The organism is Amycolatopsis sp. NPDC031561 (assembly GCF_055580625.1).
This window is the reverse complement of record NZ_JBVILA010000020.1, coordinates 131766-148152: the sequence shown is the minus strand read 5'-3', so window position 1 is coordinate 148152 and position 16387 is coordinate 131766. Positions and strand designations below refer to the sequence as shown.

The window sequence follows — 16387 nt, the reverse complement described above, 5'->3', positions numbered from 1 at the left end:
AGGGGTCACGTTTTCGGGGGGTGGTTGTTTGGGTGCGGGGGGGGGGGTCTTTTTGTCCCCCCCCCCCCCCCCCCCCCCACGACCACCTGGACCGACGCCTCGCTGGCCACCTGGTCACGTCCCGGGCGAGTGAGGGGAACTTTGAGGGACCCTGGGTCCCTCAAGGAGTCCTTCACGGACCTGCGCTCAGCTCGCACCCGGCCCAGTCGCCTTCCGCATTTAGTCCTCTGGCTGCGGTTTCGTGCCGAGCGCGAAAATCCCCAAGATTCTTTTGAACCGCATCCCGCCGCCGTCCGTGTCGATGGCGTAGGGGAGTTCCAGAGAGCCTGGAACCCCGGGTGCAGGGGAGAAAGAATCGTGCTCAGCAAAAGAGTTCTGCCGATCGCCGTGCTCGCCGCCGCCGGAGCGTTGTCGCTCGCCGCCTGCGGCACGCAGAACACCGCGCTGCCGACGGCACAGGCACCGGTCGAGCAGGTCGCCAACGAGTTGTCCTTTCTCGCCGGGACCGCGAAGGCCAACAACGCGCCGCCCAAGACCGGTGACTGGGCAACGGGTTCCGACGGGACGCCCGGGACCGCCGACCAGAACGTCGCCCGCAAATGGGTGCAGCTCAAAGCCGCCAAGGCAGGCGCGCTCGACCCGGTGGTGGTCAACGGTGCGGGACTGACGTTGTACCGCTTCGACAAGGACACCGCCAAGCCGTCGAAGTCGACCTGCGACGGCGACTGCGCCAAGGCATGGCCGCCGGTGCTCGTCACCTCGGGGAGCAAGGTTTTCCTGGCAGGGATCAAGAAATCCGCCGTCGGCACGGTCAAGCGCGCCGACGGCACCCTGCAGCTGACCGTCGGCGGCTGGCCCGCGTACCGGTTCGCGAAGGACACCAAGCCCGGTGACACGCTCGGCCAGGGTGTCGGCGGGACGTGGTTCGGGCTCGCCCCGAACGGTCGGAAAGCACAGGACGGGCAGCCTGAAGAGAGCACGCCTCCGCAGAAACCAGCGTCCAGCGCGGTTCTCTTCGACGGCAGGAACTTCAGCGACGACGAGCCGTCGCAGGGACTCGCGGGCAAGGGGTGCCAGAACGTCGCCCGCCCTGGCGTGACGTCGTCGGTCTCCGCCGCCGGTTCGCTCAAGCTGTGGTCCGAGAAGGACTGCAAGGGCAAGTCGCTCGTCATCGAAGGTGACGTGCGGGATCTCGCCAAGGTGAACTTCGACGACAAGGTCACCTCGATTTTCTTCGGCTGAACCGAACCAGAGACGGGAATGGTGTGATGAAGCGTCGATCCGGTTGGGCGATCGTGGCAAGCCTGTCTCTGTTCCTCACCGGTTGTGCCGCGACGGTAGGGGGAGCGGCACAACCGGTGGACCCCACCCGGGTCGCCGGGCTCGAGATCACCGACGGGCCCAGCGGGCTCAAGCCCGGCGTGCTCGACGCCGCATTGCCGGTCGACGGCGGTGACGGCGGCGAGATCGACAAGCTCGCGGCCAACGCCGTCGCCGACGTCCAGCGGTATTGGCGCGAGCACCTGCCGGCGGTCTTCAGCCGTGACTTCCGGCCGCTGGCCGCCCTCGCTTCGTACGACTCGGCGGGCCGCGGTCGCGTGATCTGCGGGGCCACGACGGCCGGGCTGGTGAACGCGTTCTACTGCTCCGGGCAGGACATCGTCGCCTGGGATCGCGGGGAACTGCTGCCGATGCTCAACGACTCCATCGGCCCGGCGGCGGTCATGGCGGTGCTCGCCCACGAGATCGGCCACGCGGTTCAGTTCCGGCTTGGCCTCCCGGCGGCGACGCCGTCGATCGTGAAGGAGCAGCAGGCCGATTGCTACACCGGCGCGTACCTTCGCTGGGTCGCCGAGGGCAAGTCGCCGATGTTCCAGGTCTCCACCGGCCGCGGGCTCAACGAGGTGCTCACCGCGCTGTTCCAGATCCGCGACTCCGCCGGGGTCGCCTTCGACGACGACGGCGCGCACGGCAACGCCTTCGACCGCGTTTCCGCGTTCCAGTTCGGCTTCACCGACGGGCCCGGCCGCTGCGCGATGATCGACGAGCGGGAGATCGAGGGCCGCAGTACCCAGGGCGGTTTCGGCTCGGCCGCGGCGAACGAGCAGGCGGCGGCGGAGAACGTCCGTCTCGACGACCGCGAAGCGCTGGCCGATCTCACCACCAGCCTGCGGCAGGCCTTCCGGCTCGCGGCCACCCCGCCGACGCTAACCACCGGAGCGGCCTGCGGGGTGACGACGGAGGACGCGCTCGCGTCCTACTGCTCGGAGTCCAACCAGATCAACCTCGACCTCGACGGCCTCGTCCGCATCGGCACCCCGCCGCGCAGGGGACGGCAGGGTGGCATCGGCGACTTCGCCGCGTTCGCCGAGGTCGCGTCGCGCTACACCCTCGCCGTCCAGCAGGAGGGCGGTTTCCGGCTCGACGGGCCGGTGGCCGCGCAGCGCACGGCCTGCCTCACAGGGTTCTGGGCGTCGACCATTGTGGACGGTAAACGCGGATCGCTCACCTTGTCGCCGGGAGACCTCGACGAGGCCGTCGCCGAGATGCTGACGCGGAACAGCCTGATCGCGGCGGACGTCCGGGGCCGGACGCTCCCGGCGGGCTTCGCCAGGGTCGCCGCCTTCCGGGACGGCTTCTCCTCCGGTGACCAGGACACCTGCGGCAACAAGTACCGCTGAACGCGCGTGAAGGCCCCCTTCCCTCGGCTCAGCCGAGGGAAGGGGGCCTTCACGCGCAAAGCGAGGCCTACACGAAGGCGCTTTGGCCGGTGATGGCCTTCCCGACGATCAGCGTGTTCATCTCCCGGGTGCCTTCGAACGAGTAGATCGCCTCGGCGTCGGTGAAGAACCGCATGATGTCGTTGTCCAGCACGATCCCGTTGCCGCCGAAGATCTCACGGCCCCAGGCGACGACCTCCCGCATCCGCGACGTCACGAACGCCTTCGCCAGCGACGAGTGCTCGTCCTTGAAGATCCCGGCGTCCTGCAACCGGGCGAGCTGCACGAGCATGCCCCACGACGCGGTGATGTTGCCGAGGCTCTTCACCAGCATGTCCTGCACCATCTGGAACCGGGCGATCGGACGGCCGAACTGCTCGCGCTCCTTGGCGTAGTCCAGCGCGAGTTCGTAAGCGCCGATCATCACGCCCAGTCCCTGCCAGGCCACGCCACCGCGGGTCGCGCGCAGGATCTCGGCGACGTCGCGGAACGAGTCGATGCCCTGCAGCCGGTTGGCCTCCGGAACCCGGACGTCGGTCAGCGTGATCTCCGCGTTCTCCACGATCCGGAACGCGAACTTGTTCTCGATCTTGACCGGGACGAATCCGGGGGAGTCCTTCTCGACCACGAAACCCTTGACATTGTTGTCATCCTCGTCGCGGGCCCAGACGATGACCAGGTCGGCGAAGGTCGCGTTGCCGATCCACTTCTTGGCACCGTTCAGGATCCAGGTGTCACCCTCGCGTCGAGCCGTGGTGCGCATGCCGCCCGCGACGTCGGAACCGCCGAGCGGCTCGGTCATCGCGAACGCGCCGATCTTGTCCATCGCCGCCATCGACGGGAGCCAGCGGTCGCGCTGCTCCTGGTCGCCGCCGGAGTAGATGCTGTACATCGCGAGTCCGTTGTGGACACCGAAGAACGTGGCCACGGAAGGATCCGTGCGGGTCATCTCCATCGCCATCATCCCGCTGAGCAGGTGGCTGGTGGCCGGGAGGTGCTCGCCGTAGCCCTCGTAGGGCAGCCCGGCGAGGCCCTGTTCGCGGAATTTGCCGACGAGTTCGTGCGGGAACTCGCCCTTCGCCCAGTACTCGTTCACGAGCGGCTTGACCTCGGTGCGCATGAAGTCGCGTGCCTTGAGCAGCAGCTTGCGCTCCTCGTCCGGCAGCAGGGCTTCGTAGTCGTAGAAGTCGGCGGTCAGCTGGTCTTCCATCAGTTCTCCTCCTTGACGGCGTTGTCCAAAGCGGACAGCACCGCGAGCTGCTTGCGGTCGCGCGCCTCGGCGAGTTCCGAGTACGTGGAGGAGCCGTAAGCGGATTCCACGGCTTCGATGAGCCGTTCCTGTTCTTCGGGGCTCTGCGAGGGCTGGCCGAGACCGGCCCACATCTTCTTCATCGACTTCCCGATGTGCTCGGCCATGTGCCGGTAGCCGCCGGGGCCGCCGCCCAGGTGCGAGCCGAGGAACGGCCCGACCGTCGACCAGCGGATGCCGAGCGAGTTCGTCATCACCGCGTCCACTTCGGACGGTGACACGACACCCTGTTCCACCAGGTAGATGGCCTCGCGGCTCAGCGCGTTCTGCAGCCGGTTGCCGACGAACCCGGGGATCTCCTTGCGTTCCACCACCGGGGTGCGGCCGACGAATCGGTAGAACTCGACGGCCCGGTCGACCGACTCGGCACCGGTGCGTTCGCCGGGGACGACCTCGACCAGCGGGATCAGGTGCGGCGGGTTGAACGGGTGCCCGATGAGGACCCGGGTAGCGTCGTCCAGGTCTCCCGTGAACGCCGTCGAGGGGATCGCCGAAGACGAGCTGAGCAGCAGTGCGTGCGACGGTGCCTCGCGGACCAAAGTCGCGAACAGGTCCTTCTTGAACTCGACGTTCTCGGGCCCGTTCTCCTGCACGACATCCGCGTTCCGGACGGCTTCGGTGACGTCAGCGGCGAGGTGGACGCGAGGGGCGAGGTCCGCGGCGTCCCGGCCGAGATGCGGGGCGAAGTCCGCCAGTGCGCCGGCGACGGCGTCGGCGAGGTCCGGCCGCGGGTCCGAGATCCAGACGTCCAGGTCGTGCGAGGCGAACAACGCCGTCCACGAAAGGCCGATCGTGCCCGCGCCGATCACCGCGGCGGTGCGAAAAGTCATGACCGTGCTCCCTTCAGGTAGTCGAAGACCGGCTTGACCGGGGCGAGTGTCAGGTCGGTGAGGATGTGGCTCGCGGAGACGACCTCCAGCACCGGGAGATCCGCCAGCGGGGCCAGGACGTGCTGGAACAGTTGCAGACGCGCGGGTCCGGTCCACGCCTCCTTGACCACAACGTCGGTGATCTCGGTGCGGACCAGTTCGAAGACCCGCGGCGAACCGTCGTAGTCCGGGATGGTCTTGAGCATGAACGTCGGCACGGTGATCTGCGCTTCGGCCTCGCGGACGTCCAGCCGGTTGTGCTTGTAGCCCATGGTCGCGGTCGCCACGCGCTGGCTGCCGTAATCGAGCGCTCCGACGAGCGCGCCGTTCTCGGCGAACAGCTTCGGCGAGCCGATGGTCTTCGGGTACGCGCTGATCTCGCGGCCGGACGCGGTGGCCGGGAAGTTGTCGAGGTACATCGCGTGCAGGTACTCGCCACGCTCGCCCTCGAAGCTCACAGGGATCGCCTGGCCGGACTCGGTGTAGGGCCCGTAGCCGCTGACGTCGCCCATCTTCATCACCTCGAACCGCACCAGCGGCTCGTCGATTTCCAGGGGCTCCGGGACGACGGCGCGCAGGGCGTCGGCGTCGGTGCGGTAGACGATGTTGAGGTACTCGCGGTTGGTGAACCGGGGCACCACCGGCGCGTACGCCGGGTTGGTGAGCGGGGTGGTCACGTGCTGGAGGACTTCTTGCTGCTTCATTTCACTCACCTGCCCACTGCGGAGCGCGGCGCTCGGCGAAGGCCTGCATGCCCTCGCGGACGTCGGCAGACTTCATCAGCGCCGGCATCTCCGAACGCTGGGAGGCAAACGCTTGCGCGTCCGGCACGCCGTCGGCGGCGCGGACGATCTTCTTGACCAGTGCCAGCGCCAGGGGAGCGTTGGCGGCGACCTGCTCGGCGAGTTGCAGCGCGACGGCGGCGGCCTCGCCGCTCGGGACGACGCGGTTCACCAGGCCGAGGCTTCCGGCGCGCTCGGCGCCGATCGGCTCGCCGGTGAGCAGGAACTCCATCGCCAGGTGGTGCGGGATCCGCTTCGGCAGCCGGATCACCCCGCCACCGGCCGCGATCAGCCCGCGCTTCACCTCGGGCAACCCGAACTTCGCGTCTTCGGCGGCGACGATCAGGTCGCAGCCCAGCGCCAGTTCGAACCCGCCGCCCATGGCCCAGCCTTCGACGGCGGCGATCAGCGGCTTCGACAGCTCCGCTTCGGTCAACCCGCCGAACCCGCGGCCGGAGATCTCGGGCGACTCGCCCTTCAGCGCCGCCTTGAGATCCATGCCGGCGCTGAACGAGCCGTCCGCGCCGGTCAGGACCCCGGCCCGCAGCGCGGGATCGGATTCCAGCAGGTCGAGTGCTTCGGCCAGCCCGGCCGCGACGGCGGCGTTCACCGCGTTGCGGGCTTGCGGCCGGTCGATCGTGATCAGCAGCGTGCTGCCGACCCGTTCTGTCCTTACTTCTGTGCTGCTCATGGTTCTTCCTCAGCTGGGTGTTCTCAAAGCGTGGTGGCGAGTTCGCGCAGGACCTCTTCGGTGTCCTGACCCGGCAGAGGAGCCAGGCGCCGGACGGTGCCGGGGGTCGCGGAGAACTTCACCGGGATGCCGATGGTGCGGATCGAGCCCTCGCTCGGGTGCTCGACGACGTCGAGCAGGTGGCCGTCGCGGACGTATTCGTCGTCCTGCGCGTTGTCCAGTTCCAGGACCGGGGCCATCGGGATGCTGTGCTTCGCGCAGACCTCGGTCCACTCTCCGGTGGTCAGCGCCGGGGCGCAGTCGGCGATCAGCTCGGCCAGCGCCTCGTGGTCGGCGCCGTCGATGGCGTCGCCGTTGACGCGCGGGTCCTCGGCCAGTTCCGGCCGTCCGGCGGCGTGGAAGAAGTCGCGGAAGTTCTGCGGGTTGTAGGGGATCACGCAGGCCATGCCGTCCTTGGTGTGCACCGCCTTGTGTCCCGGGTTCATCGACGGACCGAAGCCGGTCGGGCCCTCCGCGGGTTCGAAGACGTGCCCGGCGAGGTGCTCGACGAGGTTGAACGCGATCAGCGTGTCGGTCATCGGGATCTCGACCCGCTGGCCCTCGCCGGTCTTGTCGCGGTGCACCAGCGCCGCGAGCACGGTGTAGGCGATGGTCAGGGAGGAGACCTTGTCCCCGATGATCGTCGGCAGGTAGACCGGCTTGCCCAGCGCGCGGTTCGCGACGTCGACCAGGCCGGACGACGCCTGCACCGTCTCGTCGTAGGCGGCGTGGCCCGCGCGGTCGGAGTCGCCGCGGAAGCCCTGCGCGTGGGCGTAGACCAGGCCGGGGTTGCGCGCGGCGACGTCGGCGTAGTTCATGCCGAGCCTGCTCAGCGCACCCGGTCGCATGTTGGTGATCAGCACGTCGGCGGTGTCGATGAGCTCGAGTGCCTGCTCGCGCTGCTCCTCGTCCTTGAGGTTGAGGGCGACGCTGCGCTTGTTGCGGTTCACGTTCAGGTTGAGCGGTGTCATGCCCGGCGTCGTGCGGAACTTGCCCACCCGCACGGTGTCGGCGGGGGACTCGATCTTGATCACGTCGGCGCCGAGGTCGCCGAGGATCTGCGCGGCGTACGGTCCCATGACCACCGTCGAGAGGTCGATCACGCGAACGCCGTCCAGTGGTCCGGTGGCGGTCTGAGTCATTTTGCTTCCCTTCGCCGTTGTTCGCTCTACCTTCGAAGTTAGGCGCGAATGGCGATAAAGGGAATGATCAAGAAACGAAGAATGGTATGACCGCGGTGGTCATACCATTTATGTCGAAAGCGGTTCGGCGAAGATCTCGCGGACTCCGGAGACGAGTTCGGCGAGGTCGCCGTCCTCCGCGCGGTCGCGCCGCCAGACCAGGGAGGTCTCCAGCTGGGGCCGGAAATCCGCGAACGGCAGGATGGTGGCGCCGTCGACCAGGAACAGGTGCATCGGACTGGCCGGATCGAGCATGGTGATCGAGAACGACGAACCGTTCGCCACCAGTTCCGAGATGCCCGAATATTCGGTTCCGCCGACTTTGAGCCTTTTCTTGATCCCCGCGTTGGACAATTTACGGTCCATGTCGTCCGAATAGGCCGGAATGCTTTCCGATGCGGACGCGATGTAGGACAGGTCACTCAGTTCGGCGATGTCCACCGTTTCCCGTCCGGCGAACCGGCCGGCGGGGACGACGGCGCCGAGCCGCTCGATCTGCACCGGGATGATCTCCAGCGCGGGATCGGTGACCGGCATCCGGACCAGCGACAACGCCAGTTTGCCCTCGTGCACCGCGGCGACCAGGTCCGGCGTCGTCCCCGGCCAGCGTTTGAGTTCGAACCGGTCGTGACAGCGCTCTTCGAGCCGTTTGACCCGTTCCCGTAGGGCCGGGTGCACGCCCGCGGGCATCCCGATGAACACGGTGCTCCGACGCGGTTTCACCGCCTCCTGGAGCCGCCACGGAATCGCGTTGACCTGGTCGAGGACGTCCCGGGCGATCGGCAGCAGCGCCGAACCGGCGGCGGTCAGCGTGACGTGGTGCGTGCTGCGGTCGAACAGCCTGTGGCCGAGTTCGTGTTCGAGATCCTTGATGCGCTGGCTCAGCGGGGAGGCGGCCATGTGCAGCTTCTTGGCCGCCTGGGAGAAGTTCAGCTCCTCGGCGACGGCCACGAAATACCGCAGGTGCAACATCTCCACGTGATCACCCTAACCGGAACGCGACGGTGAACGCGGCTCCGCCTTCCGGCGCCGGACCGGCGGTCAGGGTCCCGCCCATGCGGGTGACCAGGCCGTGCGCCAGCGCGAGCCCGATCCCCGAACCGACCGGACGGCTGTCGCGGTACCGCTTGTTCAGCACCCCGCGCTCGAACGCGACCGGGTAGTCCTCCGGCGCGAGGCCGGGTCCGCCGTCGCGCACCGCCAACCGGGCCTGTCCCTCGCCCGCCACCAGGGAGAACACGATCGGCGCGCCCGCAGGGGTCACGCGCAGGGCGTTTTCGGCCAGCCCGTCGACGACCTGGCGGAGCCGTCGCGGATCGGCGACGACCGGGACCTCGCCGGAGGCCCGATCGACCAGCAACGTCACGTTCTGCTGAGCGCAGCGCAGCCGCCAGACGTCGGCGCATTCGTCGACGAGCGCGGCGAGGTCCAGGCGTGTCGGATCGAGGGGAAACTCGTCGGCGCCGAGTCTCGCCAGTTCCAACAGGTCGCTGACCAGGCGTTCCAGGCGTTGCGCCTCGCGGTGGATGGTCTCCCCGGCTCGGCGGGCGTCCTCGCCTTCGGCCACGCCGTCACTGATCGCCTCGGCGAATCCGGTGACGGCGGTCAACGGCGTCCGCAGTTCGTGCGACACCGAAAGCAGGAATTCGCGTTGCCGCGCCTCGCTGTACTGCAGGGCGTCGGCCAGTTCGTTGACCGACTTCGCCACGTCCGCGACCTCGGACGGTCCTTCCACGGGAACCCGCAGGTCACGGCGTCCGGAACGCATCCCGTTCGCCACCGACGCGGCCCGGCGCAGCGGGCGGGACAGCATCCGGCTCAGCACCAGTCCCGCGATGGCGGCGACCGCCAGCCCGGCGCCCAGCGCGAGCACGGTGTTGCGCACCAGCATCCGTCCGCGTGCTTCGCCGGTCTTCGTCGACTGGATGAGCGCGAACGCCGCCCCTTTCGTGCCGACCGTGCGGACCTCGACGAGGTACTGCTGACCTTCGACGAGCACCGTGCCGGAGCGGGTGAGCCCGGCTTTGGCGGCGGCGATCGCCGCCACCGTCCCGTCGCCGTCGAGGGTCCCGTTCGGACGGCGGACGACGACGTCGATCCCTTGCCCCCGAACGACTTCCGCGACCTTGCCTGCTCCGAGCCGGTTGCCGATCCCGGTCTCGTCGAGCTGGCTCGCGACCACGTCGGCCTGCGCCGAGAGCGACTGCCGGAGCACGTCGGTCCCGGTGGTGCGGATCAGGCGGGCCGCGACCAGCCCGGCCACCACCACCGCGACCGCGGCGATCGCGAGGCACACCACGGTGATCCGCAGCGCGAGCGAGGTCCGCCTCATCCGGCGTCCGCCGCGTAGCCGATGCCGCGGACCGTCCTGATCGGACTGTGCTCACCCAGTTTTCCCCGGAGCTGGGCGATGTGGACGTCGACGGTTCGCGTGCCCGCCGAAGCCGCGTAACCCCAGACGGCGCTGAGCAGCTGGTCGCGGCTGAACACCTGGCCGGGGCGTTTCACCAGATGGGTGAGGAGATCGAACTCGGTCGACGTCAGCGCGATCTCGGTGTCGGCGGCCCAGACGCGGCGCTGGGTGACGTCGACGCGAACGCCGCCCGCCGCGTAGGTCTCGGCTGGCGGCGCGGATCCGGCGGCGCGGCGCAGCACGGTCCGCACCCTGGCCGAGAGTTCACGCGGGCTGAACGGTTTCGTCAGGTAGTCGTCCGCGCCGATCTCCAGGCCCAGCAAGCGGTCCAGTTCGTCGTCGCGGGCCGTCACGAACAGCACCGGTGTCCAGTCACCGTCCGCGCGCAGCGTCCGGCAGATCTCGATACCGTCCATTCCGGACAGTCCGATGTCGAGCACGATCGCGACCGGGCGCAGCCGCCGGATCGTGGCCAGCGCCGCGCCGCCGTCCGCTTCGACCTGCACGCCGAACCCGTCCCGCTTCAGGTAGAGCGAGGCGAGTTCGGCGATCGCGGGGTCGTCCTCGACGACCAGCACCAGCCCGCGTCCCGGTTGTGTCGTCACCGGCAGATCCTGTCACGGGGCCGGGTCGCCGGCCATGTCCTGCTCGATCGAGTCGAGGGTGCGCTGCACGTCGCCGAGTTCGCCCGGTGCCGGCACCGGTGCCGGGCTCGATGCCTCGGTGTCGTCGCAGGCGGCGGTGCCGAACAGCGCGAGCGCGGTGAGACTCGCGGCCAGGAGGCGTTTCACTTGCCCGCCTCGCAGTGCGCGCCCGCGAACGCGTCGAGCTTCTGCTTCGCCGCGGTGAGTTCGGGAAGGCGTCCGCTGCGCTTGTCGGCCCGCTTCTGGAGCCTGTCGGCGGTGTCGTTGTGGTTCTTCTTGCGCTGGTCTTCGGCCCTGGCCTTGAGGTTCGCGACGGAACCACGGATCTCGGGACCGCCGTTGATGCGGTCGGTGAGCTTCGTGGTGCGCTCGGTGAGCTTGGGCAGCCATTCGGCACACAACTGCTGGGACTCTTCCGGGCTGAGCGTGATCGGGGTCTGCGCCGAAGCGGCCGGGGCGAGGGCGATGAGGCCTGCCGCGGTCAGGCAGGCGGCGATGGTGTGTTTCAGCATGCGAAGAGCGTCGCGCGGCCGGATGCGAGGATTGTGGGGGTGATGTTCGGGTTTTGTAAGCGATACTCGGACGATGGGGCTGAAGACTTTGACCGCCACCGTGGTGGCGATGCTGCTGGCCACCGCCGCACCGGCGACCGCCGCGCCACCCGCGTTCGTCCTCCGTGACGGCGTCAGCGAGCCGGTGTTCTCCTACGAGAAGGCCATCCGCGAGACGGCTTGGGTGGAGACCGGACAGGACCTCGACCGCGACGGACAGATCGACCGTGTCGCCGCCGACATCGTCCGGCCGTCGGAACCCGCCGGCCGTATTCCGGTGATCATGGACGTCAGTCCGTACTTCGAGAAGATCGGGCGCGGCAACGAGCGGCAGCCGAAGACGTATCTGCCCGACGGCACGCCGTCGCAGTTCCCGCTCTTCTATGACAACTACTTCGTCCCGCGCGGGTACGCGGTCGTGCTGGTCGACGTCGGGGGCACCAACCGTTCGTCCGGGTGCTTCGACGACGTCGCCTCCGGCAACGCGGTCGTGAACTGGCTGAACGGCCGCGCGAGTGCGTTCCGGACACCGTTCGGGCCGGAGCGGGTCCGCGCGGGCTGGGCGAACGGGTCGGTCGGCGCGATCGGGAAGTCGCAGGACGGGGCGACGGCGATCGGGATGGCGGCGTCCGGGATCGACGGGCTGAAGACCATCGTGCCGATCGCCGGGGTCAGTTCGTATTACGAGGTCCACAACTCGCACGGCGCGTACTTCGGCTGGGCGGGCGGGCCGGGCCTGTACAACCAGCGTGCCGAGAAGCTGTGCCAGCCGTTCGAGGACGAGAACGCGCGGCGCGCGGGGACGGACGGGAACTTCAACGAGTACTGGCGTGGGCTCGACTACGTCGCGAAGACCGGCAAGGTGCGCGCAAGCGTTTTCGCGTCGATGGGCTTCCACGATCTCAACGTCAACCCGATCCAGCTCGGGCCCTGGTGGGAGGCACTGAACGCGTACGGCGTGCCGCGCAAGGCGTGGCTGCACCAGGCGGCGCACGTCGACCCGTTCGACCTCGACCGGTCGCTGTTCGTGAAGACCCTGCACCGCTGGTTCGACCGGTGGCTGCTCGGCGTCCGCAACGGCGTCGAAACCGAACCGGCGATCCGGATCGAACACACCCCGGACCGCTGGACCGACGAACGCCGCTGGCCTCCCGCGTCGCGGTCGCACACCCTGTGGCCTTCTTCGGACGGCGGGCTGGGGAAGCGTCCTGCCGCGGGTGCCGCTTCGCTGACCGACGACCCGGCGCGTGGCGCGTCCCAGTGGGTGGAGAACCCGTCGCAGGCCAGCCCTGATCGGCTTGTCTTCGCGGGTGAACCGGTACGCGCGGACACGCGGATCGCCGGGACCGCCACGGTGACGGTGACCGCGCGCTCGGACAAACCGAGCGCGCGGCTCGGCGCGGTGCTGGTCGACTACGGGCCCGCGACCGTGCGGAACACGAAGTTCCCCGAGCTGGGCATCAAGAACCTGACGACCCGTTCCTGCTGGGGTGCGGGCACCGCCGCCGATTCCGGGTGTTTCCTCGACACCGTCGCGGATCCGGTCGCGGTGGACAACCGGATCGTGGCGACCGGCTGGGCGGACCTCGGGCATCATCGGTCGCTGTGGCGGGGCGAGCCTTTGGTGCCGGGGAAGGCGTACACGATGACGTTCCGGCTGAGCAGCCTCGACCACGTCGTCCCGGCCGGGCACCGGCTGGCGCTCGTCCTCGGCGGGACCGATGCGGACATGTTCGATCCGGCGCTGCCCGCGCCCGGTGCCCGGGTGACGTTCGAACTGGGCGGGACTTCGCTTTCGGTACCGATCGCGAGCCGCGTTTAGTCCTCTAGATGCGGTCGGGACGGGGCCGGCGCGTGTCATGAAAGGGGCTTTCAGGACGAAATATGTCCTGAAAGCCCCTTTCATGACACCGTGGCCACCCCGCAAACATGTACACCCCTGAGTGCTCGCGCCCGCCCCCGCGATCGATGTCCCCAAAGGCACATTGGCGTACCAGTGGCCGGTGAGCGCGTGAGGCGTTACCCAACGTAAGGGGGTGTGGAAATAGAGACGTTCAACGTCCCTATTTCCACACACCCTCCCGTCTTCGGCTGTCGTGGCCGGGTCGGTCACGCAGGACTGTGTGGATTTCGGGTCATCTAACGCCCCAAAATCCACACGGTCAGTAGCCTGCCCACGATTACGCGGACGTTCGCCCGCGAACTACCGCAATTAGTCCTCTAGATGCGGTGGTGTGGGCGCCTGCCGCCACGCGCGGACGAGAGCCTCGTGACACGGCCCTCGCCCGGCGCCCCATAAAGTAGGCGCATGGCAGCCCCACGACGCACGCAGGAGGAACGCAGCGCCGCGATGCGCGTCAGGCTGCTCGACGCCACGATCGACTGTCTCGTCGAGTACGGCTACGCGGGCACCACGACCACCCGCGTCGCGGATCGCGCCGGGGTGACGCGCGGCGCGCAGGTGCACCACTTCCCGACCAAGACCGACCTCGTCACCTCCGCCATCCGGCATCTCGCGGCCAGGCGCACCGAGGTCGCGATGGCCGAGATCGACCGGCTCAAGGCGTCGGCCGACCCGGTCGGGGACGCGTTGCAGCTGCTGTGGGAGATGCACCAGGGCCCGGTCTTCTCGGCGACCGTCGAGCTGTGGGTGGCGTCGCGGACCGACCCGGAGCTGCGCGCGCAGATGGCGGTGGTCGAGCCGATCGCGACGAGCAGCCTCGTCGAGTTCGGCAAGGCGCTGCTCCCGGACCATTCGGCGCATCCGGAGTTCCTGCACGCGGTGTACACGGCGATGGACGTGGTCCGCGGCATCCTCATCGCCAGCTGGGCGACCCGCGACCAGGCCGAACTGGAGGCGCGCTGGGAGCGCGGCCGCCGTCACCTGATCCTGCTGTTCGAGGCGCTGATGCAGCCCACTCCCTCTCGCTAGGCGTGTTACTCTCCCCGGGAGAGTGAGGAGGTCACGTGCTCGGAAACCCGTACGACCCCGACTGCCCCACCCGCGCCCTGCTCGACCGCATCGGCGACCAGTGGACCGTGCTGATCGTCGGCGTGCTCGGCGACGGCCCGCTCCGGTTCACCGAGATCGGCAAGCGCGTGCGCGGAATCTCGCAGAAGGTCCTCACCCAGACGCTCCGCAGCCTCGTCCGCGACGGCATCCTGACGCGCACCGCGTACCCGGAGATCCCGCCGCACGTCGAGTACGAGCTGACCGCCCTCGGCCGCAACCTCGCCGAACCGCTCGAGATGCTCGACAAGTGGGCTCGCGTGCACATGGGCGAGGTCCTCGACGCGCGCAAGAGCTACGACGGCCAGCTCAGCGCTTGACCAGACCGGCCTCGTGCGCCAGCAAGCCCGCCTGGGTCCGGTTCGCGCAGTCCAGTTTGACCAGCATCCGCGACACGTAGCTCTTCACCGTCGCCTCGGCGAGGTGCAGCCGAGCCGCGATGTCCGCATTGGACAGTCCTTCGCCGAGACAGGCCAGGACGTCCGTTTCCCGTTCCGTCAGCCCTTCGGTCTTCCGCCGCGCGTCGTCCCCGCGACGCCGTCCGTCGGCCGACATGGCCACCAGCCGTTGCGCGGCCTCGGGGGAGAGCACGGTGTGCCCGTCGGCGGCGACCCGGACCAGGCCGATGAGGTCCTCGGGCGGCGTCGACTTCACCAGGAAACCGGCCGCGCCCGCCCGCAGCGCGCGGATGACGTAGGTGTCCGCGTCGAACGTCGTCAGCGCGACGACCGCGGGCGGGTCCGGGAGTTTCGCGATCCGCTCGATGGCGGTCAGCCCGTCGACACCGGGCATCCGCAGGTCCATCAGTACCACCCGCGGCCGGTGCCGGACCACGGCTTCGACCGCCTCCGCGCCGTCCTGCGCCTGTGCCACGACCTCGATGTCCTCCGCGGAACCGAGGATCGTCCGCAGATGCGCGCAGACCATCGGCTCGTCATCGACGACGACCACCCGGATCACGCATCTCCTTCCGCAGTCGGGACATAGGCCGGAAGTATCGCATCGACGCGGTACCCGCCGCCCGCTCGCGGCCCGGCTTCGAACCGGCCGCCGATCAGCTCGACCCGCTGCCGCAGCCCGGCCAGCCCCGCGCCCGAACCGCTGTCCGCCAGCGCCGGATCCGGGGCGGCGCCCGCCCGCGTGTTCTCCACGGCGACGTCCAGGCCACCCGCGTGATAGCGGAGTTCGACGGTCGCGGTCGAGCCCGGCGCGTGCTTGCGGATGTTCGTCAGTGCCTCCTGCACCACGCGATACGCGGTGCGGGCGACGGTCGGGGAGATCCGCCCGGGATCGCCGCGCACGGTCAGCTCGGTCGGGATGCCCACCGACGCCGATTCCGCGACCAGCGTCGCCGGATCGCCCGCCGTGCCGTCGGTGAGCGTGCGCGGCTCCGCGTTCGCGCCGTTGCGCAGCACCCCGACCAGATCGCGCAGTTCGTCCAGCGCCAGCGCGCCTTCGCGCCGGATGTCCTCGGCGGAGGTCCGCACCGCTTCGTCCGCCGAGACGACGCCGAGCGCGCCGGCGTGCAGCACCATCAGGCTCAGCCGGTGCGTGACGACGTCGTGCATCTCCTCGGCCAGTTTCCGCCGTTCCTCGGCGCGGGCGCGTTCGGCGAGCAGGTGCTGCTCGCGTTCGGCGCGTTCGGCGCGATCGCGCAGCGAGCGCAGCAATTGGCGCCGGGCCTCGAAGTAGAGCGAAATCGACGTGGGCAGCGCCGTGCCCAGCAGGCCGAACGGGGTCGTGTTCCACTGCGCGTCCCACGGTCGCGACGCGCAGACCGCCAGGACCGCGGTCAGCCAGAGCAGTGTCCGCCGGTCCATCAGCCGGGCCAACTGGCTCAGCACGACCGGGGTGATCGTCGGGACGGTCATCAGCGTCAGCTGCCGCTCCGGCACCAGCAGTCCGGGGGAGAACAGGTCGGACGCGAGCATCAGCAGCGCTCCCGCCGTGATCAGGCCCGCGACCAGCCGCGGGAACCGGAACAGCAGGATCAGCGAGAGATCGAGGGACACCTGCAGGGTGACGCCCGCGGCGGGCCCCGCCCATCCGGTCGTCGGTTCGCCGAACACGTACAGGGTGATGTCCAGGCCCACGAACGCGAGCGCCGCCAGCGTGAGCCACACGGTGTCGACCGGACCGGGCCGGAACGTCCTGCTTTTCTCCACCGGCTCAAGGTAG

16 protein-coding genes and 1 pseudogene are annotated in these 16387 nt (G+C 69.2%); 5 read left to right on the top strand and 12 right to left on the bottom strand.

Annotation, left to right across the window (positions count from 1 at the left end; translation table 11 throughout):
• Positions 1 to 357: 357 nt before the first annotated feature.
• Positions 358 to 1242 (top strand): hypothetical protein, encoded by an 885-nt coding sequence (locus ACZ5IK_RS32055; RefSeq protein WP_465491118.1) that lies wholly within the window; start codon positions 358 to 360, stop codon positions 1240 to 1242.
• A gap of 116 nt (positions 1243 to 1358) precedes the next feature.
• On the top strand, positions 1359 to 2681 hold the full coding sequence (locus ACZ5IK_RS32050; protein WP_465491117.1) for a neutral zinc metallopeptidase: 1323 nt from the start codon (positions 1359 to 1361) through the stop codon (positions 2679 to 2681).
• A gap of 67 nt (positions 2682 to 2748) precedes the next feature.
• On the opposite strand, the gene ACZ5IK_RS32045 is transcribed toward ACZ5IK_RS32050, so the two are convergent.
• From ACZ5IK_RS32045 to ACZ5IK_RS32000, 10 genes are all read right to left on the bottom strand, one after another.
• Positions 2749 to 3930 carry an acyl-CoA dehydrogenase family protein gene (locus ACZ5IK_RS32045; protein ID WP_465491116.1) on the bottom strand — a complete coding sequence of 394 codons (1182 nt, stop codon included), beginning with the start codon at positions 3928 to 3930 and terminating at the stop codon, positions 2749 to 2751.
• Positions 3930 to 4859 (bottom strand): 3-hydroxyacyl-CoA dehydrogenase NAD-binding domain-containing protein, encoded by a 930-nt coding sequence (locus tag ACZ5IK_RS32040; protein ID WP_465491115.1) that lies wholly within the window; start codon positions 4857 to 4859, stop codon positions 3930 to 3932. Before ACZ5IK_RS32040 ends, ACZ5IK_RS32045 begins: the two co-directional genes overlap by 1 nt.
• Positions 4856 to 5602 carry an acetoacetate decarboxylase gene (locus tag ACZ5IK_RS32035; protein ID WP_465491114.1) on the bottom strand — a complete coding sequence of 249 codons (747 nt, stop codon included), beginning with the start codon at positions 5600 to 5602 and terminating at the stop codon, positions 4856 to 4858. The genes ACZ5IK_RS32040 and ACZ5IK_RS32035 overlap by 4 nt, the downstream gene beginning before the upstream one ends.
• Before the next feature lies 1 nt (position 5603).
• Entirely contained in the window at positions 5604 to 6371 is a 768-nt protein-coding gene (locus tag ACZ5IK_RS32030; protein ID WP_465491113.1) for a crotonase/enoyl-CoA hydratase family protein, read from the bottom strand.
• A gap of 23 nt (positions 6372 to 6394) precedes the next feature.
• Positions 6395 to 7552 carry a CaiB/BaiF CoA transferase family protein gene (locus ACZ5IK_RS32025; RefSeq protein ID WP_465491112.1) on the bottom strand — a complete coding sequence of 386 codons (1158 nt, stop codon included), beginning with the start codon at positions 7550 to 7552 and terminating at the stop codon, positions 6395 to 6397.
• Between the two features lie 108 nt (positions 7553 to 7660).
• Complete coding sequence (locus ACZ5IK_RS32020; protein ID WP_465491111.1) at positions 7661 to 8569, bottom strand: LysR family transcriptional regulator; 909 nt, start codon at positions 8567 to 8569, stop codon at positions 7661 to 7663.
• Positions 8570 to 8573: 4 nt separating this feature from the next.
• Entirely contained in the window at positions 8574 to 9923 is a 1350-nt protein-coding gene (locus tag ACZ5IK_RS32015; RefSeq protein WP_465491110.1) for a sensor histidine kinase, read from the bottom strand.
• Positions 9920 to 10609 (bottom strand): response regulator, encoded by a 690-nt coding sequence (locus tag ACZ5IK_RS32010; RefSeq protein WP_465491109.1) that lies wholly within the window; start codon positions 10607 to 10609, stop codon positions 9920 to 9922. The genes ACZ5IK_RS32015 and ACZ5IK_RS32010 overlap by 4 nt, the downstream gene beginning before the upstream one ends.
• A 12-nt stretch (positions 10610 to 10621) precedes the next feature.
• Entirely contained in the window at positions 10622 to 10795 is a 174-nt protein-coding gene (locus ACZ5IK_RS32005) for a hypothetical protein (protein WP_465491108.1), read from the bottom strand.
• A complete protein-coding gene (locus ACZ5IK_RS32000; RefSeq protein WP_465491107.1) occupies positions 10792 to 11160 on the bottom strand; it encodes a hypothetical protein in 369 nt (122 codons plus the stop codon). Before ACZ5IK_RS32000 ends, ACZ5IK_RS32005 begins: the two co-directional genes overlap by 4 nt.
• 73 nt (positions 11161 to 11233) lie before the next feature.
• On the opposite strand from ACZ5IK_RS32000, the gene ACZ5IK_RS31995 reads away from it, so the two are divergent.
• The 3 genes from ACZ5IK_RS31995 (at position 11234) to ACZ5IK_RS31985 (ending at position 14529) form a co-directional block, all read left to right on the top strand.
• Positions 11234 to 13021, top strand: coding sequence for a CocE/NonD family hydrolase (locus tag ACZ5IK_RS31995; protein WP_465491106.1), 1788 nt, complete (start codon positions 11234 to 11236; stop codon positions 13019 to 13021).
• A gap of 528 nt (positions 13022 to 13549) precedes the next feature.
• Positions 13550 to 14131, top strand: a complete 582-nt coding sequence (locus ACZ5IK_RS31990) for a TetR/AcrR family transcriptional regulator (protein ID WP_101606268.1) — start codon at positions 13550 to 13552, stop codon at positions 14129 to 14131.
• A 35-nt stretch (positions 14132 to 14166) separates the two neighbouring features.
• The gene (locus ACZ5IK_RS31985; RefSeq protein WP_101606269.1) at positions 14167 to 14529 is read left to right on the top strand and encodes a winged helix-turn-helix transcriptional regulator; all 363 of its coding nucleotides are present in this window, start codon (positions 14167 to 14169) and stop codon (positions 14527 to 14529) included.
• On the opposite strand, the gene ACZ5IK_RS31980 is transcribed toward ACZ5IK_RS31985, so the two are convergent.
• Together ACZ5IK_RS31980 and ACZ5IK_RS31975 are read right to left on the bottom strand one after the other, a co-directional pair.
• On the bottom strand, positions 14519 to 15169 hold the full coding sequence (locus ACZ5IK_RS31980; RefSeq protein ID WP_101606270.1) for a response regulator transcription factor: 651 nt from the start codon (positions 15167 to 15169) through the stop codon (positions 14519 to 14521). The genes ACZ5IK_RS31985 and ACZ5IK_RS31980 overlap by 11 nt on opposite strands.
• A 2-nt stretch (positions 15170 to 15171) precedes the next feature.
• Positions 15172 to 16374: pseudogene (locus tag ACZ5IK_RS31975) on the bottom strand (sensor histidine kinase); the annotation flags it as partial.
• Positions 16375 to 16387 lie beyond the last annotated feature (13 nt).